We start from the raw sequence: 18770 nt of genomic DNA on the forward strand, positions 1-18770 counted from the left end.
CTATACGTAAAAGAAAGGAATCACTCTGTTTAGGAGGAAACTTGATGGTATTAATACTACGGATCTTGCTTTTGGCTCTTATCATCTTTTTCATATACACGACAATCAAATATTTATTTAATCCGAAACGAAAATTGGAACTTGCACACGAACAGAAAAAGTTCTTTTTGCTCGATGATACATCGAATATCCGCAAGAATTTTTTATTGACCTACAACGGGGTGATGTTTGAAGGGGAAAAATATTTAGGTACGACCGAACGTTCCTTTGAGGTGATCTCCATTTTCATCTGGCCGAAGAAAACTTCCGCTTTGAAAGGCTTAAAGCGTGATGATTTCTTAAAGATTGAAAGAGCCATAAAAAAACAATATCCAGATGCCATGATTGACTGGAAAAGTCCGGTTAAGGAGTTTTTGACCGACTAAAATGGCAATGGCCTTGAGTGACTTCCACTCAAGGCTTTTATTTTTCATGCGATTGAAAAAATTCTTTCCATGGCACGACCGTCTGCTTTTCCCTCAATAAGTACAGCAATAAGGTAAGCGATAATAAAATGATGATGATGAGTGTCGGGCTGAAATCCGCAATATAATGACCGAAAACCGTATAGACGAAGGCAACGGGGATATTTGTCATGAAGGATAAATAAAAGTAGTTCTTTAATCCTTTATTGGATTCCAAAAGACAGAGGGATAATAAATAGTAATGGATGAACGGAATGAGCCGCAATACCGCAATTTGACGGCTGTTAAGTTTCCGATTTCCGAATAGCTTATTTTTAAGACGAAACAGTTTTTCCTGCATTTTAGGAAACTTTTCAATGACGAAATAAAAAATCATATTAGCAAGGGTCAGACCGATGATGGAGTAGATGGTTCCAAAAGCTGCCCCGAATAAAATGCCCCCTGAAATGCAAACGACTATCACAGGTATGAATAAAAACTGTCGTAACAAATGGAAAGTGATGAAAATTAATGGTGCAAACACACTGCCGGATTGAACGTAACCCATTAAAAGTGTCAGTTTTTCATCCATGTTCTCCCTCCAGCTAATTCTTGCTGCTTCTACAAGCATATACGCAATTTCAGTAACATATGACTAACGAATGATGTTGGTGAGTAATAGCACAATCTGGATAACCATTAAAGCAGGTAGGCCCCATTTAAAAGTGAAGTGCTTCGTTTTATGGCGGAAATGACGCATCCCCATGAATGCTCCCGTTCCCCCGCCAATGATGGCCCAGGTCCAGAGTGTCTTTTCACTGATCCGGTATTCCCTCTTCCGTGCCTTCTTTTTATCGATGCCCATCAACACAAACCCGATGATGTTGACCATGATGAAATAGACAAGAACGAACCATATCGTTTCCATCTTCTTTCCCTCCTTGCATATAAAAAGCCGCCCTCTTAAAAAAGAGAGCGACTTATATCAGTCAGACTTATTTGTCTAATTGTTGTTTAGCAGCAGTTGCTAATTGAGCAAAAGCTTGTTCGTCAGCTACAGCAAGATCAGCAAGCATCTTACGGTTCACTTCGATACCAGCAAGCTTTAAGCCATGCATTAAACGGCTATAAGATAGTCCGTTGATGCGAGCAGCTGCGTTGATACGAGTGATCCAAAGTTTGCGGAAATCACGTTTTTTCTGACGACGGTCACGGAAAGCATAGTTTCCTGACTTCATTACTTGTTGGTTAGCTACTTTGAAAAGAATATGTTTCGAGCCATAGTAACCTTTAGCTAATTTTATAACCTTTTTACGACGTTTGCGAGTAACAGTACCGCCTTTTACACGTGGCATGTTATTTCCCTCCTATTTAACTCGATAAATCGAACTTATTTAATGTTATCTAACATATGACGAATACGTTTGAAGTCACCTTTGCTTACAAGGCTAGCTTTGCGAAGCTTACGCTTTTGCTTAGTAGATTTGTTAGCAAATAAATGGCTTGTGTAAGCGTTAGAACGCTTAAGTTTACCGGATCCAGTTTTTTTGAAACGTTTAGCTGAACCGCGGTGAGTTTTCATTTTAGGCATAAGGTATTCCTCCTCATTACAAAATACTTAATAATTACTTTTCGGCTTTTGGTGCTAAAATAATGAACATGCTGCGTCCATCCATTTTTGGATGTTGCTCGATTGTAGCCACTTCTTTACATGCATCTGCAAAACGAACCAATACGCGTTGACCGATTTCCTTATGCGTGATAGCACGACCTTTGAATCGGATAGAAGCTTTTACTTTATCGCCTTTTTCAAGGAATTTGATTCCGTTGCGAAGTTTCGTATTGAAATCATGTTCTTCAATCGTCGGGCTCAAGCGAACCTCTTTCAGACTGATGACCTTTTGATTCTTACGAGCTTCCTTGTCTTTCTTTTGCTGCTCGAAGCGGTGTTTTCCGTAGTCCATAATCCGGGCTACCGGAGGCTTTGCATTTGCAGCAACTAAAACTAGATCAAGATTTACACGAGCGGCTATTTCCATTGCCTCGAATTTCGTTTTAATTCCAAGTTGTTCTCCGTTTTGGTCAATAAGACGAACTTCACGGGCTCGGATGCCCTCGTTTACCATCGCGTCTTTACTAATAGTTAGCCACCTCCAAAGATATTGGCGAATACGAACGTTTGAATCAATTAGGTCACGCTCACAACTCGCTTACAGGATATAATAAAATAAAAAAAGTGTGGATGCATGCAGCACCCACACTGATAGACTAATTTAGAAAAATCCAAATAATCAAATCATGACCTGTTAACTGCATTGCTTGCGTCAACCAGGTGAGAAGCGGGTGCCTCTTCTTTCCTCAAACCGTATTCAATTCACTTTAGAAATATATCATAAACACTGATGACTTGTCAAATACTTAATTCGTTTTAATTCGTTCGTTTTTCACAACAGAATTAATCTTATCAAACATTAGGAGATTTGACAATACATTTTCCTAAAGTATTTAGAATAAATAACATTCACCATCATGCGACCACGTCAAAATGGGAGTGCTTCACTACATCCTCGAATTCATAAACCCATCTTTTGATTCACCGATGCTCAGGCCTACCATGGCCTGTCACTCCATTTCCTGCATGATCATCACCTGTTAGGATTTTCTTTTGCCTTTTTCTTTTTCTCAATCGAATCCCACGAAAATAGAGCGATCCAAAACAGCAGGACTGGGAAAATGGCATATTGTCGGTAATCATCCAACATCAATAAAACGATGACTAACAAAAAAGCCGGTGCAAATAAATAGGAAAATTTCTTTTTCATGATGTCACTCCTTATTCTTCGTTGTCTTTATCATGCCTTAATTAAAAGGGAGACACAACAATATGTGCCTCCCTTTTTTTGTTAACGACTCACTTCTGCTTTAATGGCTGAAACGAAGTCTTCGAAAGATACCGTTTCGGATTTTTGTTCGCCGTATTTACGGACGTTCACACTGCCTTCGTTGACTTCATTATCACCAACGACAAGCATGTAAGGGATTTTTTGCATTTGTGCTTCACGGATTTTGTACCCGATTTTCTCATCACGAGTGTCCAAATTAACACGGATGCCTGCTGCCTTCAGTTTATCTTGGATTTCTTTTGCATATTCAAGATGCACTTCAGGTGAGACTGGAATCACTTGTGCTTGGATTGGGGATAACCAAGTTGGGAAAGCCCCTTTGTATTCTTCGATCAAGTAAGCGACAAAGCGTTCCATGGTAGAAACTACGCCACGGTGGATAACGACCGGACGGTGATGTTTACCATCTTCACCGACATAGTTTAAGTCAAAACGTTCAGGAAGCAAGAAATCAAGCTGAACAGTCGATAATGTTTCGTCTTTTCCTAAAGCCGTCCGCACTTGGACGTCCAGTTTCGGACCGTAAAATGCCGCTTCGTCTTCCGCTTCGAAGTAATCAAGGCCAAGCTCGTCCATCGCGCCTTTTAACATGCTTTGCGCTTTTTCCCACATTGCATCATCGTCGAAGTATTTCTCAGTATTGTTTGGATCGCGGTAAGATAAACGGAATGAATAATCCTTGATATCGAAATCCTTATAGACTTCTAAAATCAGGTTCACGACACGTTTTAATTCGTCTTTGATTTGATCCGGACGGACGAAAATATGAGCATCATTCAATGTCATTCCACGTACGCGCTGCAATCCTGACAATGCGCCTGACATTTCATAGCGGTGCATCATGCCAAGTTCAGCAATCCTGATCGGAAGTTCCCGGTAGCTATGGATGCTGTTTTTATACACCATCATATGATGTGGGCAGTTCATCGGACGAAGAACAAGCTGTTCATTATCCATGTCCATCGCTGGGAACATTCCGTCTTGATAGTGGTCCCAGTGTCCAGATGTTTTGTAAAGGTCGACACTACCCATAACAGGTGTGTATACGTGGTCATATCCCAGGCGTTCTTCCTTGTCCACAATATAACGCTCAATCGTACGGCGGATTGTTGCACCTTTTGGCAGCCACATAGGCAGCCCTTGGCCGACTTTTTGTGAAGTCATGAACAGATCCAATTCTTTACCGATTTTACGGTGATCACGCTCTTTTGCTTCCTCTAAGAAACGTAGGTGGTCAGCCAGGTCTTCTTTTTTGAAGAAAGCCGTACCATAAATACGTTGCAACATTTTGTTCTTGCTATCGCCTCTCCAATAGGCCCCTGCAATGCTTAACAGCTTGAATTCTTTGATCTTTCCAGTGGAAGGTACATGAATTCCCCGGCAAAGGTCAAAAAACTCACCTTGTTCATAAATCGTTACTTGCTGTTCAGCTGGAATCGCATCGATCAATTCCAATTTATATTCGTCGCCAATCTCTTTAAAACGGGAAATGGCTTCATCACGGGTTACTTCAATACGTGAGATTTCCAGGTTTTCATTGACGATTTTCTTCATTTCTTTTTCAATCGCTGAAAGGTCATCAGGAGTCAATGATTCCTCAAGATCGATATCGTAATAAAAACCGCCTTCGATGACTGGACCGACACCGAATTTAGCGTTTTTATAGAGACGTTTGATGGCTTGTGCCATTAAATGGGCGGTACTGTGGCGAAGAACTTCAAGTGCTTCCGCAGCATCTTGTGTAACGATTTCAATGGTACCGTCTTCTTCGATTGGACGTTTCAAATCATATAGTTCACCATTGAATTTACCTGCAATGGATTTTTTTCTTAGTCCTGGGCTGATGGATGCTGCGATGTCTTCAGTTGTTGTGCCTTTAGCAAACTCCTTCACCGCTCCATCAGGAAAAGATATTTTCAGTTGTTCTGACATTGTAGCTTCACTCCTTCTTTTAGTTACCATCCGTTTCAAGTTTCAGGGGGATACCAAGCAATTGCGCGGATTAAAACACAAAAAAGCCCGCCCCTGTATAAAACAGGGACGAGCTTAGTAATTAAATTAACCCGCGGTTCCACCCTCGTTCCACTCTGCTTTTCACGGCAAAGTGACACTTGTAACTAGATAACGGCAGCTTCCCGTCAGCTCATAGTCGCAAAAAAATTGCTTTCCGAACCGAAGTTTAAAGGTGGTAAGTGTTCTATGCTAATAGGAAGCTTACAGCCTGCTGGCTTCCCTCTCTGTAAATTGGCGACTAGAATACCCGTGTCCTCATCATAACTTTTTGTTTTTAATAGTATGTAGGAAATTATAATTCGTTATGCATTGAAAATCAAGGTTAAAATTAGGTTTTACCCAAAATCCCCAAGATAATCATTCAGTGGCCTGCTTAAAGGCTGAAAGCGGCAGGACGGTCGCCCTTTCCTCGAAGATTCGTGTCATCGTTTGAATCAGGCCTTCCTCCTTATTATCCGTATAAATATATAAGCTAGCCGGTGCGATGGATAAGAGTGGTGCCCAAAGGACCGTATCAAGAAAGAATGAAATATCGGCCAGCAACTTCCTGTCAATCATGCTTGTCAGTTTTCGGCGATCCATCCTGCCGAGCTCATGATCATAGAATTGAAACCCGTCATGATTGACAAGGTGAAGCCTTGGTACCTTCGATTCCTGTTCATGCAGGCAATCCCTGAGCATCGCAATGAAATTTTGGTAATCCTGCTCGAGCTTATATTCATCGATGGCCCGAACTGCATACTTTTCCAACGCATGCTGAAAAGACCTTAACCGAAAGGTAGTGAACGAATCGAATGAAAAAGACACCTTTCCCGCCAATATACTCTGAAGGCCTTCTTCGATCAATTGCTTTTCCCTACTGAATAAACTGCCTCCACATTCGGTGTTTTCCGCTTCAATGATGGAAGAAGCTATCTCGATGATGGCATCGATTTCTTCTTGTTCTCGATAGAAAAATTTTCCGATGATGATTTGTTTAAGAACAGGAAGCGTTTTTTCTTCAAGTAAAAAGGAATGAAATGTTTCACTGAGCAGTGTCAGCCATTTATCGGTTTTTAGTTTGGACATATCGATAACGAGACCTTGTTGTGGGAAAAATTCAATATATGGTTGAACTTCTGTCCCCAAAGGATGGACAGAAACGAAATTCAGCAGTTTTAAAGCTTCCGAATCATTTTGGAACGTAATTTGCACTACGACATCCCCCCTTCCCCCTTGCTTTACTTTTTTCATGTATATGGGAATAGGGGCTTATTTAGAAGTAAGATGGTGTGAAAGGGCAAAAAAAAGCAGCCTCTTTGTAGAGACCACCTTCCTTTACCTTCTGCGATTGATACCATCAAGCTTTACAGGTTCCGCTAAATATTGAATCCTCTCCAATACCCTTGCCGCTTTCACTTCTTCTTTCTCACCGCGTTGGGAATAAGTCAAGTGATTCTCCAGACCTTTCATATCAAAATTGGAAGTGAAAAACGTCGGTAAATTTTCAAGCATTCTAAATTGCAGGATGGGCCCTATGACTTCATCCCGTCCCCAGCTTGTCATCGATTCCGCCCCAATATCATCGAGCATCAGGATAGGAGCCATTTTGACCATCTCTATTTTCTCGTTGACGGTATTATCACCGATTGAACCTTTCAGCTCCCGTAAATAATCCGGGACATAGACGATCATCGAAGAGATTTGCCTTTGCGCAAGTTCATTGGCGATCGCACCCAATAAATACGTCTTACCAACGCCAAACTTTCCGTATATATACAATCCCTTTTGACGTTTGCCAGGCTCATATTCCATGATGAACGATATCGCTTTTCCTAGGACGCCTAACCGTTTATTTTCATCGTCCGTTTGTGAAAAGTCTTCAATCGTTGCCTTCAATATATCCTTGGGAACATATAGACTGCGAATGAGCCTCTCCCGTTTCCGCTTCTCATCCTCTGCCAATTTCCTCGGACAGATTTCATAATTCAAATTAAGGGCCTTCCCTTGAACAACGAGCTTTGGATAATACCCATGCATCATATTGATGCACCCATCCAGGCTTGGACATCTATCACACTTGTTGCTCTGAGAAATGAATTCGTAAAGCTTACCTAAATTCTTATCGATCATTTCCTCTGTGACCGTTGAGCTATTGGCATTCAGAAAAAGACGTACCTGTTCATTTTCAAAGATTTCCTGCTTCAACTGTTCATACCGTTTCTGGAAATCACCCGTATTGGCCAGTTTATTAAGCGATCTGTTAATCTTTTCCATCGTTTATTTCACCTCCAGCTTTCCACTGCTTCCACTTCTCTTGAAGCTCACGTTTTTGTTCACTCAGTTCAGGCTGTTCCGCTTTCTGTTCAGGCTGTTTCTCCTCGTCCTGTTCAAGCCAGTCCGGAACCACTTCTTCTCTGATCGATTTTTTCCGGCCGCCTTTGGCAACATTCTTGCTTCCTTGTGCCCACTCTTGGTATTTCCGGTGTTCATTTTTAGCCAGTTCCATCGCTTCTATGACTGTGGAAACCTTCAATCGTGCCCAATGACCTGCCAGTTTTTCCACATATCCCTTTGTGAATTTCATGTCTGTCTTAAGCATAACGTATTCGATTAAAACATTCACGACTCCAGGATTCAGCTTCTGATTGATCATTACACCTTCCACCACTTTTAAATCACCACTGGTCGGTTCCGCTCCTCCGGATAATTGCATGAGCCGATCACGCGGGGAAGTAGTCTCCAAATGGCGAATAAGCTCTTGCTCCTGTGTTTTCGGTTCATCTTTTTGCGTCCGTTCCCGTATAGGCTGTACACGATTAATCAAGGAAGGCATGTCGGCCTGGCGTTCAATTTGGTACCAGTCCCTTGCCGCTTTCCGAAGCAGCTCTTCATCGATCTCATCGTCCAGCGTTACGGCATCCATTACTAGTTTTTGCATTTCAAGCGGATTGATGCCATATAAAAAAGCTAGTTTGGCGATGGTATTTCTAATTTTAGGCGTAAAGGCCTTCTTGGGTACAATCGAGCTCTTCATCCCAGCGAACAAAAGATCAAAATCAAACAAGCCATCGAACCCCGAAGGCTCGACACCGTCAGATTGATCGATAAATTGCTGTTTAGGCAATGGGTTCCATTCGTTTTTGGCTTCATCCGTAACATAGAGGGAATCTAGATGATCTGATGAAAAAACCTCTGCAAAGGATTTCGTCACATATTCAAACTGGTCCGTTGCAATCGTGTCCACACAAAAGAATCTCTTCAGCCGGTTGAATTGGACTTTTCCTATTTTTTTATATAAATAGATATTCAGCATGCCATCCGTGAAAAACTGCTGCGGGGATAGGGGCGGATTCAATTCATAGATGAATTCCTTCGTATCCCCTTTCGATTTCTTGTACACATTCAGCAATCCGATTCCTTCAAGTAAAAGACGTGCTTCATATATATCGCCTAATTTCAGGCCCATGGTATTCATCAATTGATAATGGGAGGAAGCCTCCGACCAAAGCCGGTTCTCCTCCAATTCGCTCCATAACGTCATGTATAGGCTAATACAGATCGGTCCAATAAGAGGTTGGTACAGCCGTGTCAGTATTTTCCGATCATAATCATGAAGCAGCCCCGCAGAGGACACCATGTACGAATCCGCGGGGAGCAGTTCCTGCCAATGCATTGACATCTTCATTCAAACCTTTCAAAAGATATAGTGAAAAAAGAGCCAAAGTAAATCTTCAGCTCTACTTTCTTTCTTTATTTATTAAATCTTTCAGTTCATCGATAAATACATTAATATCTTTAAATTGTCGGTATACGGAGGCAAATCTTACATAAGCCACTTCATCAACTTCAGCCAGTTGGTCCATCACCATTTCACCGACACTGTCACTTTTCACTTCCGAAATACCCTGATTGCGCAATTCCTTTTCTACATAACTCGTGATTTGTTCTAGTTCCTTCAATGGAACCGGACGCTTTTCACAAGCCCTGATTAGTCCACGCAGGATTTTATCACGGCTAAACTCTTCCCGAGTCCCGCCCTTTTTCACGACGATCAACGGCGTCTCCTCGACCTTTTCAAAAGTAGTGAATCGAAACCCGCATGCCTCGCATTCCCGGCGTCGTCGAATCGATTTACTTTCATCGACAGGCCTGGAATCGAGCACTCTCGTTCCGTTATATTGACATGATGGACATTTCATCATTACCAGCTCCGTATTTTAAGTGATACTCCTAATCAAACTTCCCTAAGGAATACTATTTTATCTTAATCTTATATAAAAGGGGCAACCAGTACAAGTAAAAAGTGAAACTTCAAGTAAAGGATGTGTGTACTTAATATGTAAATGCCTGTTAATGGAGCTTTTCCATGAGTGAAGAATGGCCATTTCATGGCATCAAAAAAGAGATGCATATATAGCATCTCTTGTTAACCCGTTTATTATAAAGCACCCATTTTAGTTTTTTTCATTTGCACGGGACCAAGTCCACGTGGAAGTTCAATATTCTCGCGCGTTTGTGCATTCAAAGCCTCCGCAATATAATCGGCTGCAATATTAGGATCTAAGTTGCCGCATGTATAAACATCAATGCTGGCATATCCATGTTCCGGAAAGCTATGAATGGTCAGATGTGATTCAGAGATAATGACGACCCCGCTCACCCCTTGTGGAGCAAATTTATGGAATGCCACCTCGCGAACCTCAGCACCCGATTTCAGTGCAGCATCGACGAAGATTCTCTCAATTAAATCAATATTGTTCAGTTTTTCAAAGTCACAACCCCAAAGTTCAGAAATGACATGTCTTCCCATCGTTTCCATCGTGTAAGCTGTTTCCATATTCTGTTCCCCCTTACATAATTAAAAATTCTGAATCCTTAATAACTACCACGGGGGAAAGTTAGTCCAAAGAGGTCCTAACCCTTTAAGTAGCCATTACGCAAACTCCCTTTTTAGGAAGTTCACGATTCATAGTATATAATGTATGGATTTCTTTTGCAACTGCATTTTGCATTTTTGGAAATTTAATCATTAATTGTTAATCTGACAGGACCAAGGAATTAATACCCAAGGTTCCGTACCTGTCCTAAACGTATCCATAAAAATAGCCCGTTAAACATATAACGGGCCTTTACTCTTATTTAACTGACATTTGAACTTCAGAAGCCTTTGTCAACTCCGAAGCCACCAATTTTACAAGATCGACTACTCGATTGGAGTAACCCCACTCGTTATCGTACCAAGCCAGAATTTTCACTTTTCTATCACCAATCATCATCGTCGACAGACCATCGATGATGGCTGAATGCGGATTGGTCTTGAAATCACTTGAAACAAGCGGTTCTGTTGTATATTCCATAATTCCTTTAAGCTCATTTTCTGAGGCATCTATGAAAGCCTGATTCACTTCATCAATCGTAACATCACGGTTTAAATCCACAACAAGGTCGACTAAAGAGACGTTCGGAGTCGGTACACGTATGGCCATACCATGAAGTTTGCCCTTCAATTGAGGCAACACCAATGAAAGAGCTTTAGCCGCCCCTGTAGTCGTAGGGATGATGCTTTCTGCAGCCGCACGGGCACGCCTTAAATCCTTGTGCGGGTTATCGATGTTATTTTGGTCATTCGTATAAGAATGGATGGTTGTCATCAAACCATTGTCTATGCCGAACTTTTGATCAAGTACTTTGGCAACCGGTCCAAGGCAATTAGTCGTACACGACGCGTTCGAAATGACGAAATGCTTGTCGATTTCTAACGCTTCCTGATTTACGCCCATCACAATGGTAACGTCTTCATTTTTACCCGGCGCGGAAAGGATGACCCTTTTTGCCCCTGCTTCTAAGTGCATGGCGGCTTTAGAACGCTCATTGAATTTACCCGTAGCTTCGATTACAATATCTATATCCATCTCTTTCCAAGGCAATAGCTTTGGATCGCGATTATTTATCAGTTGTACACGTCGTCCATTCACTACAAGAGAATCATTTTCGGCAACGATTATGCCGTCAAACTTCCCATGAATTGTATCATACTTCAATAAATGGGCTAACGTTTCAGCGGGATAGCTTGCATTAATAGCAACGATGTCCAGACTCTCATCTACTATTGCCTTACGGAAAACCATTCTTCCAATTCTTCCAAATCCGTTAATCGCTATTCTTGAATTCATTTATCGGACCCTCCTGAATATATTAATGTTATACTTAATACCCTTCATATGTAATTAGTATAACACATTACTCTTGAAATGTGTTAATAAAAAAGCGGATTTCTTCCTTTTTCAAAACAAAAAGGAAGAAACCGTTAAAGTCCCTTCCTTTTCCACTCTATAGGATCTCCCATTTCTTAAGTATTTCAACAACCTGCTTTTTGGTTTCTTCTATATCGCCATTATTATCGACGATGGCATCCGCTAGTTCCTTTTTATCTTTCAAGGGCATTTGCGAATGGATTCTCGCTAAAGCGTCGGTTTCCGTCAACGCATTCCGGTTCATTAATCGCTCTAGTTGAACCGATTCATCCACGTATACCAAAAGTGTCCTTTCCACCATGAACGTCAGCTTGCTTTCGAACAGGAGTGGAATATCCATGAATACCGTTTCCGCTCCAGCAGCAAGGGCCTTTTCCGTTTCTTGGCGCATCCGATTTCTCACGGCAGGATGTACGATACGATTTAAAAGCAACCTTTTTTCTTGATCGTGAAATATGATCGAGCCTAACTTTGCCCGGTCGATCGTTCCATCAGATAATAAAAGATCTTCCCCGAAAGCCTTCACCACTTGTAGGTAGGCCTCTTCCCCAGGTTCCACGACTGCACGGGAAGCCACATCCGCATCCACTATCACGAAACCCAATTCTCTTAAATACTGACTGACACTACTTTTCCCACTGGCAATTCCACCAGTGATTCCGATGATTTGTCCCATAAGCTCCCCCCTTTTCTCCGTTCTTTATAACTTGAATAATCCGATTAAAATCAGTAATACCCCCGGAAGAAAGGTCAGATGCTGCACGATTTTATTATTGGAAAGCAATTTGCCGGATTGAAGTCCGCTCCCGATAAAGATGAAGCTCATCACGGCAATACAAAGTGCAAGAATGATTGGGGAAATCCCCATCATGGCAGCTCCAACTCCAGCACCGAAGGCATCTAGCGATAACGCGAAGCCCAGTACAAGCGCCTCGATACCAGTAATCGTCCCTGATCTATCAAAATCGGCATTCATTGGTTTTTGTAAGATATTGATAGCCACTCCAAGTGATTTAATTTCAAAATTGAAGATGATTTTTTCGTGATATCGTTCATCATTCGTTTCCTTCTCGGGCCTAAAATATTGGTACACCATCCACGACCCCAAAAGTACGAGGATAATGCCCCCTGTTTTTTCTGCGGCCCCGACAGAGATAAGCTGACTGATGAATTCACCGATGACCATCGCAATACCCAAGCTCATTGCCGAACAGACCGATACGACAGCAATGGATTTCAAGGGTATTTTCACCTTGCGCATACCGAACGTCATGCCCACACCGAAACCGTCAATACTTACTGCAAAAGCAAGAAAAATAATTTGTAGCCACATCGGAATGAATGCTCCTTCCCATCTAGTTGCTACCCCAGTATATGGAAAGAGCCCATCCGATGTGTTTTATCAAATGATTACTTATTCGGCTGGCAAGTCGGGCATATATGCGTGCCCCGTCCTGCGACGACTAGCTTTTCTAGCGGGGTACCGCAAATTTTGCAGTTTTCCCCTTTGCGTCCGTATACATTAAGTTCCAACTGAAACATGCCGATTTGACCTTGTGAGTTGACGTATGAACGTATCGTGCTCCCGCCTTTTTCCACCGCTTCGCTCAAAGTGGCGATGATTTCGGCATGCAGTTTTTGAATTTCTTCCAGTGTGAGGGTGGAAGCCACTCGTTCCGGATGAATGCCTGAACGAAATAAGGATTCGTCCACATATATATTACCAATCCCGACCACGACGGTTTGGTCGAGTAGAACAGGCTTGATCTTCCTGCTCGTTTTCGCAAGTTTTGCACGAAGTCCCTCGACGGTAAACTCTTCCGATAGTGGTTCAGGACCTAAATGCAACAGAGGCATTTGCACCATTTCTTCTCCTTTACGAAATAAATGCATCGTTCCAAATTTGCGGACATCCCGATACCTAAGCTCACTGCCATCCGTGAAGGTGAAGATGACATGGGTATGCTTATCGTAAGGTTCCTCTTTCGAATGGACCCCGTATTTCCCTTCCATCCTTAAATGGGAGACCATCGCATAGTCGTCCATGTTGAAAATGAGGAACTTGCCCCGACGGCCAATGCTGTGGATCGTCTGGCCCCTTAATGCATCTTGAAACTGTTCAACTGGCTCAGGTGCCTTTATGATTTTGGGCCAGAAGACGGAAACCTCCAGGATTTCCTTTCCTAAAACAAGCTGTTCCAATGTTCTTCTGACGGTTTCCACTTCAGGAAGTTCTGGCATTATAATCACCTATCTTCATTTATTTAGCATCGAACCATGTTGGTCCATATGCATAATCCACTTTGAGTGGAACGTTTAATTCAATCGCATTTTCCATTTCTTCCGGTACGATTTTCATCAGGATCTCGAGCTCCTCCGGTGGTGTTTCGAAAATCAATTCATCATGAACCTGCAGAAGCATCCTCGTTTTAAGCCCTTCTTTTTTCAGGCGTTCGTTCATATTGATCATCGCTAGTTTAATGACATCTGCGGCACTTCCCTGAATTGGGGTATTCATCGCTGTCCTTTCAGCAAAACTTCTGATATTGAAATTACGGCTCGTGATTTCGGGAATGTAGCGCCTTCTTTGCAGTAATGTTGTACTGTATCCGTTCTTACGTGCTTCATGAATGCTTTCTTCCATATAATCCTGCACACCAGGGAAGCTTTTGAAGTACCTCTCGATGAACTCCCCAGCTTCCTTACGTGTTATCCCAAGACTTTGAGAAAGTCCATAGTCACTTATTCCATAAACGATTCCGAAGTTTACGGCTTTAGCGTGTCTACGCATATTTGATGTGACTTCCTCAGAAGGCACATGGAATACATCCATTGCCGTCCTTGTATGAATATCCATCCCGGCCCTGAACGCTTCAACCAATCCACTGTCATTGGCGATATGCGCCAATACGCGGAGCTCGATTTGCGAATAGTCGGCTGCGAAGATAATCCAATCCTTTTCGGAAGGAATGAACGCCTGTCTGATTTTCCGACCTTCCTCTAGACGAATCGGGATATTTTGCAGGTTAGGGTCCGTTGAACTAAGGCGGCCCGTTTGGGTCAACGCCTGATTGAATCGGGTATGCACCTTATCCGTTTCCTGGTTCACCACTTTGAGCAAGCCCTCGATATAAGTCGATTGCAACTTGCCCAATTGCCGGTACAACAGGATTTCCTTTACGATATCATGCTGGCTTTCCAGCTTTTCCAGTACATCCGCTGACGTGGAGTAGCCCGTTTTCGTCTTTTTGTACACGGGGAGCTCCAATTTTTCAAATAAGATCACCCCGAGCTGTTTCGGGGAATTGATATTGAAGGCCTCCCCGGCCAAATCGAAAATTCGTTCCTCAATGCTTCTTAAGCGGACAGCCAATTCCTGTCCCATCTTTTTCAGCCTTCCGATGTCCACCTTTACGCCCTGCCACTCCATATTTGCTAGGATGATGGACAATGGCAGCTCAAGGTCCGTTAACAAATCGTATTGTTCGAACTCACGCAACTTTTCGATCATCGGGTCTTTCAATGCAAAAATGCCCTTCGCTTTTCTGGCAATATGCTCACTAAGTTCTGCATCTCCAGGTATCTTCCTCTTTGCCCCTTTTCCATAAAAGACATCATCGCTCTCTAGCCGCACAAGCCCTTGCGTTTTCGTGATTTCCGCCACTTCATCTACAGACTCTCCGGGATCCAAGATATAGGAAGCTAGAAATACATCAAAATCAATGCCTTTTATATCGATTCCACGGTGGCGCAGAAGTACAACCGTACGCTTCGCATCAAAGACCGTTTTCTTTTTGGTATCATCCTCCGCCCATGTTTTGAATACTTCAGATGTCAGTACGGTTTCACCCGGGAAATAAAAATGTCCATGTTCATTGCTGATGGAGATACCCAGGATTTCTGCACGATGGTAGTTATCCTCAAGAATTTCAATGTATAGGGCATTCTCATCGGCAAGCATATCCATTGTCAATTCTGAACCCGTCTGAACATGGATGTCTTCCTGTTCTAGCGGTTCCCCTCCTGATACGTCCAGTTTTTCCAGAAGAGTCGAGAAACCTAACTCTTTATAAAAGTCAATGACCTTTTCCTGATCCATTCCGTTATATTCCGTTTCGTCCACACCCACTTCAATGGGAGCTTCTCGTATGATTGTCGCAAGCTCCTTACTTAGTAGCGCAAGGTCTTTATGCTCCTCGATCTTTTCTTTTAACTTCTGGCCGCTAACCTCATCAATCGATTGCAGCAGGTTTTCGACCGTTTCGAATTGATGCAGCAATTTAAGCGCCGTTTTCTCGCCCACACCAGGGATGCCTGGGATATTATCGGATGCATCGCCCATCAATCCTTTAAGATCAATGATTTGCACGGGGGAAAGGCCATATTTTTCATGGATATGCTTCGGTGTATACTCCTCGATTTCAGTGATGCCCTTCTTCGTAATCGAGACGGTCGTGTTTGGCGAAGCTAATTGGGTTAAATCCTTATCCCCGGAAATGACCTTCACCTCGAACCCATCTTTCTCGGCCTGAAGGGAAAGCGTTCCGATAATATCGTCCGCTTCATAATTTTCCAGTTCATACCGTTTTATTTGAAAGCAATCAAGCAGCTCCCTTATGAAGGGGAACTGTTCAGATAGTTCCGGTGGCGTTTTCTGACGGCCACCCTTGTATTCCTTAAAGGACGCATGTCTAAACGTCGTTTTGCCGGCATCAAAGGCCACGAGTATATGGGTCGGCTTTTCTTCCTCCAGAATGCGATTGAGCATCATGGTGAAGCCATAAACAGAATTCGTATGGACCCCTTTGTCATTATTCAATAGCGGAAGCGCAAAAAATGCGCGGTAAGCTATGCTATTTCCATCTATAAGTACTAACTTTTTATTCAAAATTGTCTTCCTCCAGTCACACCCGTTTTATGTAGGTCGGCTTCTATTAATCACACAAAAAAACCGTTCATCGTCTCTTTCCATTCTACCATGAGTGGAAGTGGAAAGAAAAATGAACGGCTATGCTGTTATTTAGTATTTCCCATTAACAAGCTTGCGTACGGCGAGTCGGATGGTAAAATGATAACCGTTTGATTACCGACCGTTTTTTTGTAAGACTCCAGCGTCCGGTATAGTTTATAAAACTCAGGATCCTTGGAGAATGATTTATTATATATCTTAGCTGATTCTCCTTCTCCTTCAGCACGGATGACTTCTGCATCGGCTTCCGCCGATGAAAGCATTTCCTTCACTTTTCGGTCAGTGTTTGCGATGGTCCGGTTTTTCTTCGCATCCCCTTTTGATAGATATTCCTGCGCTTTACTTTCCCGCTCGGATATCATCCGCTTATAGACCGACTCCTCATTTTCAGCAGGTAAATCCGTCCGTTTGATACGAACATCAGTAAGACTGATTCCATAGTTGTCCTTCACTAACAGTTCATTTACCTTATCTGTGATGCGGTCATTCAAGCTTCCCCTCGATGACTTCTCGTTAATGATTTCATCATAGTTCAGCTGCCCCAACTCTGAACGGACCGCAGAATAGATGAATTCTTCCATCCTTGTTTCGGCGTTTTCCAGTGTCCTCGCATTGGTGATCAATTTTTTCGGGTCTTCAATCCGCCAGACCGCATAATTATCGATCAACATCCTTTTTTTATCTCTTGTATTGATTTCTGCCTCGGATACATCGGAGCTCATTTGATACTTGGGCAAGGTCACAACGCTTTGAATGAATGGCACCTTGGCTTTCAGTCCTGGTGTTTTATCAATCCTAACCACTTCTCCAAATTGGCGGACGACTTTGTATTCCCCTTCTTTGACAATATACACATTAGTGAAGATGATCAGCATGAGGATGATAAAGATGATGAAGAATATCCCTACTTTCACATAACCTCTCCAATGAAAATCGCCCTTTTTTAGCTCATTGAAATCAATCACTTTTCCACTCATGGCTGGGTGCCCCCTTTCACTGCCGACCCTTCGTTATCCGGTACTTTCGCTTCTTCTTCCTCAGGGACAGGCACCGTTTTCGTCTCTTCTTTTTCTAATGGGCGGAGCGGTAGATACTTCATTGTATTTCCGTCATCGTTCATGATATAAATATCCGCATTCGGCAATACCTGTTCAAGCGTCTCAATAATCAGACGGTCCCGGGTGATATCCTTATTGCCTTTATATTCACTATATAGTTTTTCAAATACTGCCACATCACCGCGGGCCGCTTCCGTACGGGCTGCTTTATCGCCGTTCGCTTTTGAAATAAGGGCATCTTTCTCCCCTTCCGCTTCATTAATCCTTTTGTTCTCGTATTTATTGGCTTCATTGATTTTCGTATTCGCCGTCTCCCTGGCATCCGTTACATTCGTGAAAGCTTTACGCACTTCTTCGTTGGGCAGCTCGACATCCTGCAATTTAACCGCGGAGATGGAAATGCCCACGTCATATTTCTTCATTAATTCCGACAGCAATTCACGAACATCCGCTTCAATTTTCGCCTTACCGGAAGTGAGGGCATCGTCGATTTTCGTACTTCCGATGATGCTCCTTAAAGACGCGGAAGTCGTATCATATAAAATCTTCTGTGGATCATCCGAATTGAAGAGATATTTAGGAGGGTCGGTAATTTTCCATTGTACCACCAAGTCAGCCAGTACAATATTCTCATCACCTGTTATCATCTTGGTCTCTCTCGGATACTCCGTTACTTTTCCTCCTTCTTCCTTATACCCGAATTGGAGGCTGAATGTTTCCTTGGATAGTTTATGGACCGATTGAATCGGCCAAGGTAATTTAAAATGAAGACCTGGCTCTGTTATCGTCTCCTCCACCTTACCAAACGTCATAATGACGGATTGATCTGATTCATCCACCGTATACCAGGTGGAAATGGCGACCACTCCAAGTATTATAATAAGTAAAACAAGTCCCGTTACCGTATAAATCCTTTTTAAGCTTACGATATGTATCACCCCTTCTATTTGGTGTTATATCTTATTTACGCAAAGAAGGGACCAAAGTTTCGTAAAATTTAAAATTTTTAACAAGTAAGCAATGACTCCCCATTTTCAGACAGAAAAAGGCAGGGACTAAAATGTCCCTGCCTTACTTAACTCCTTGGATGAGGGGTTGTACAATCATTGTACCCCTCCATTATGAAGCTTGTTTAAAGGAAGTGTAAA

Annotated in this window: 20 protein-coding genes and 1 other annotated feature; of the genes, 1 reads left to right on the top strand and 19 read right to left on the bottom strand. The window is 42.6% G+C overall.

The window, feature by feature from the left end:
• Positions 1–44: 44 nt before the first annotated feature.
• Positions 45–425, top strand: a complete 381-nt coding sequence (locus ACQKIC_RS07755; protein WP_402874451.1) for a sigma-w pathway protein ysdB — start codon at positions 45–47, stop codon at positions 423–425.
• 37 nt (positions 426–462) lie between these two features.
• On the opposite strand, the gene ACQKIC_RS07760 is transcribed toward ACQKIC_RS07755, so the two are convergent.
• The 19 genes from ACQKIC_RS07760 to hflK form a co-directional block, all read right to left on the bottom strand.
• Positions 463–1035 carry a TVP38/TMEM64 family protein gene (locus ACQKIC_RS07760; protein ID WP_402874448.1) on the bottom strand — a complete coding sequence of 191 codons (573 nt, stop codon included), beginning with the start codon at positions 1033–1035 and terminating at the stop codon, positions 463–465.
• 63 nt (positions 1036–1098) lie between these two features.
• Positions 1099–1371 carry a DUF1294 domain-containing protein gene (locus ACQKIC_RS07765; RefSeq protein WP_427590618.1) on the bottom strand — a complete coding sequence of 91 codons (273 nt, stop codon included), beginning with the start codon at positions 1369–1371 and terminating at the stop codon, positions 1099–1101.
• Between the two features lie 67 nt (positions 1372–1438).
• Positions 1439–1798, bottom strand: a complete 360-nt coding sequence (rplT, locus tag ACQKIC_RS07770; protein ID WP_402874442.1) for a 50S ribosomal protein L20 — start codon at positions 1796–1798, stop codon at positions 1439–1441.
• A gap of 35 nt (positions 1799–1833) precedes the next feature.
• Positions 1834–2034, bottom strand: a complete 201-nt coding sequence (gene rpmI, locus ACQKIC_RS07775; protein WP_034309070.1) for a 50S ribosomal protein L35 — start codon at positions 2032–2034, stop codon at positions 1834–1836.
• Positions 2035–2068: 34 nt separating this feature from the next.
• Positions 2069–2569: a translation initiation factor IF-3 gene (infC, locus tag ACQKIC_RS07780; RefSeq protein WP_402874439.1), complete on the bottom strand. Its 501-nt coding sequence runs from the start codon at positions 2567–2569 to the stop codon at positions 2069–2071.
• 98 nt (positions 2570–2667) lie between these two features.
• Positions 2668–2804: a sequence feature (ribosomal protein L20 leader region), on the bottom strand.
• 284 nt (positions 2805–3088) lie between these two features.
• Positions 3089–3265 (bottom strand): hypothetical protein, encoded by a 177-nt coding sequence (locus tag ACQKIC_RS07785; protein ID WP_402874436.1) that lies wholly within the window; start codon positions 3263–3265, stop codon positions 3089–3091.
• 81 nt (positions 3266–3346) lie between these two features.
• Positions 3347–5278, bottom strand: coding sequence for a threonine--tRNA ligase (gene thrS / locus ACQKIC_RS07790; protein ID WP_402874433.1), 1932 nt, complete (start codon positions 5276–5278; stop codon positions 3347–3349).
• Positions 5279–5716: 438 nt separating this feature from the next.
• A complete protein-coding gene (gene ytxC, locus ACQKIC_RS07795) occupies positions 5717–6553 on the bottom strand; it encodes a sporulation protein YtxC (RefSeq protein ID WP_427590619.1) in 837 nt (278 codons plus the stop codon).
• A gap of 123 nt (positions 6554–6676) precedes the next feature.
• Complete coding sequence (gene dnaI / locus ACQKIC_RS07800) at positions 6677–7615, bottom strand: primosomal protein DnaI (RefSeq protein WP_427590620.1); 939 nt, start codon at positions 7613–7615, stop codon at positions 6677–6679.
• Entirely contained in the window at positions 7602–9014 is a 1413-nt protein-coding gene (locus ACQKIC_RS07805) for a replication initiation and membrane attachment family protein (RefSeq protein WP_427668592.1), read from the bottom strand. The genes dnaI and ACQKIC_RS07805 overlap by 14 nt, the downstream gene beginning before the upstream one ends.
• 64 nt (positions 9015–9078) lie before the next feature.
• Entirely contained in the window at positions 9079–9540 is a 462-nt protein-coding gene (gene nrdR / locus ACQKIC_RS07810) for a transcriptional regulator NrdR (RefSeq protein WP_402874421.1), read from the bottom strand.
• Between the two features lie 239 nt (positions 9541–9779).
• Positions 9780–10160 carry an adenosylmethionine decarboxylase gene (gene speD / locus ACQKIC_RS07815; protein WP_402874640.1) on the bottom strand — a complete coding sequence of 127 codons (381 nt, stop codon included), beginning with the start codon at positions 10158–10160 and terminating at the stop codon, positions 9780–9782.
• A gap of 316 nt (positions 10161–10476) precedes the next feature.
• Entirely contained in the window at positions 10477–11514 is a 1038-nt protein-coding gene (locus tag ACQKIC_RS07820) for a glyceraldehyde-3-phosphate dehydrogenase (protein WP_427590621.1), read from the bottom strand.
• Between the two features lie 157 nt (positions 11515–11671).
• Positions 11672–12271 (bottom strand): dephospho-CoA kinase, encoded by a 600-nt coding sequence (coaE, locus tag ACQKIC_RS07825; protein WP_427590622.1) that lies wholly within the window; start codon positions 12269–12271, stop codon positions 11672–11674.
• 24 nt (positions 12272–12295) lie between these two features.
• Positions 12296–12928: a sporulation membrane protein YtaF gene (ytaF, locus tag ACQKIC_RS07830; RefSeq protein WP_402874414.1), complete on the bottom strand. Its 633-nt coding sequence runs from the start codon at positions 12926–12928 to the stop codon at positions 12296–12298.
• Positions 12929–13005: 77 nt separating this feature from the next.
• Positions 13006–13836, bottom strand: coding sequence for a DNA-formamidopyrimidine glycosylase (gene mutM / locus ACQKIC_RS07835; RefSeq protein ID WP_402874411.1), 831 nt, complete (start codon positions 13834–13836; stop codon positions 13006–13008).
• Positions 13837–13855: 19 nt separating this feature from the next.
• A complete protein-coding gene (gene polA / locus ACQKIC_RS07840) occupies positions 13856–16483 on the bottom strand; it encodes a DNA polymerase I (RefSeq protein ID WP_427590624.1) in 2628 nt (875 codons plus the stop codon).
• A 128-nt stretch (positions 16484–16611) separates the two neighbouring features.
• Complete coding sequence (gene hflC / locus ACQKIC_RS07845; RefSeq protein WP_407408203.1) at positions 16612–17541, bottom strand: protease modulator HflC; 930 nt, start codon at positions 17539–17541, stop codon at positions 16612–16614.
• Positions 17538–18551, bottom strand: a complete 1014-nt coding sequence (hflK, locus tag ACQKIC_RS07850; protein WP_427590979.1) for an FtsH protease activity modulator HflK — start codon at positions 18549–18551, stop codon at positions 17538–17540. The genes hflC and hflK overlap by 4 nt, the downstream gene beginning before the upstream one ends.
• Positions 18552–18770 lie beyond the last annotated feature (219 nt).

The sequence above is a fragment of the Peribacillus sp. NPDC046944 genome, from assembly GCF_050272735.1.
Classification (GTDB): domain Bacteria; phylum Bacillota; class Bacilli; order Bacillales; family DSM-1321; genus Peribacillus.

Coding starts and splice junctions, on each gene's coding strand:
- coaE (WP_427590622.1), bottom strand. CDS start 12,271: ATGGGACAAATCATCGGAATCACTGGTGGAATTGCCAGTGGGAAAAGT.
- ACQKIC_RS07785 (WP_402874436.1), bottom strand. CDS start 3,265: ATGAAAAAGAAATTTTCCTATTTATTTGCACCGGCTTTTTTGTTAGTC.
- ACQKIC_RS07820 (WP_427590621.1), bottom strand. CDS start 11,514: ATGAATTCAAGAATAGCGATTAACGGATTTGGAAGAATTGGAAGAATG.
- ACQKIC_RS07755 (WP_402874451.1), top strand. CDS start 45: ATGGTATTAATACTACGGATCTTGCTTTTGGCTCTTATCATCTTTTTC.
- dnaI (WP_427590620.1), bottom strand. CDS start 7,615: ATGGAAAAGATTAACAGATCGCTTAATAAACTGGCCAATACGGGTGAT.
- rplT (WP_402874442.1), bottom strand. CDS start 1,798: ATGCCACGTGTAAAAGGCGGTACTGTTACTCGCAAACGTCGTAAAAAG.
- ytaF (WP_402874414.1), bottom strand. CDS start 12,928: ATGTGGCTACAAATTATTTTTCTTGCTTTTGCAGTAAGTATTGACGGT.
- rpmI (WP_034309070.1), bottom strand. CDS start 2,034: ATGCCTAAAATGAAAACTCACCGCGGTTCAGCTAAACGTTTCAAAAAA.
- hflC (WP_407408203.1), bottom strand. CDS start 17,541: ATGAGTGGAAAAGTGATTGATTTCAATGAGCTAAAAAAGGGCGATTTT.
- infC (WP_402874439.1), bottom strand. CDS start 2,569: ATGGTAAACGAGGGCATCCGAGCCCGTGAAGTTCGTCTTATTGACCAA.
- ACQKIC_RS07765 (WP_427590618.1), bottom strand. CDS start 1,371: ATGGAAACGATATGGTTCGTTCTTGTCTATTTCATCATGGTCAACATC.
- ACQKIC_RS07760 (WP_402874448.1), bottom strand. CDS start 1,035: ATGGATGAAAAACTGACACTTTTAATGGGTTACGTTCAATCCGGCAGT.
- nrdR (WP_402874421.1), bottom strand. CDS start 9,540: ATGAAATGTCCATCATGTCAATATAACGGAACGAGAGTGCTCGATTCC.
- speD (WP_402874640.1), bottom strand. CDS start 10,160: ATGGAAACGATGGGAAGACATGTCATTTCTGAACTTTGGGGTTGTGAC.
- mutM (WP_402874411.1), bottom strand. CDS start 13,836: ATGCCAGAACTTCCTGAAGTGGAAACCGTCAGAAGAACATTGGAACAG.
- thrS (WP_402874433.1), bottom strand. CDS start 5,278: ATGTCAGAACAACTGAAAATATCTTTTCCTGATGGAGCGGTGAAGGAG.
- ACQKIC_RS07805 (WP_427668592.1), bottom strand. CDS start 9,014: ATGCATTGGCAGGAACTGCTCCCCGCGGATTCGTACATGGTGTCCTCT.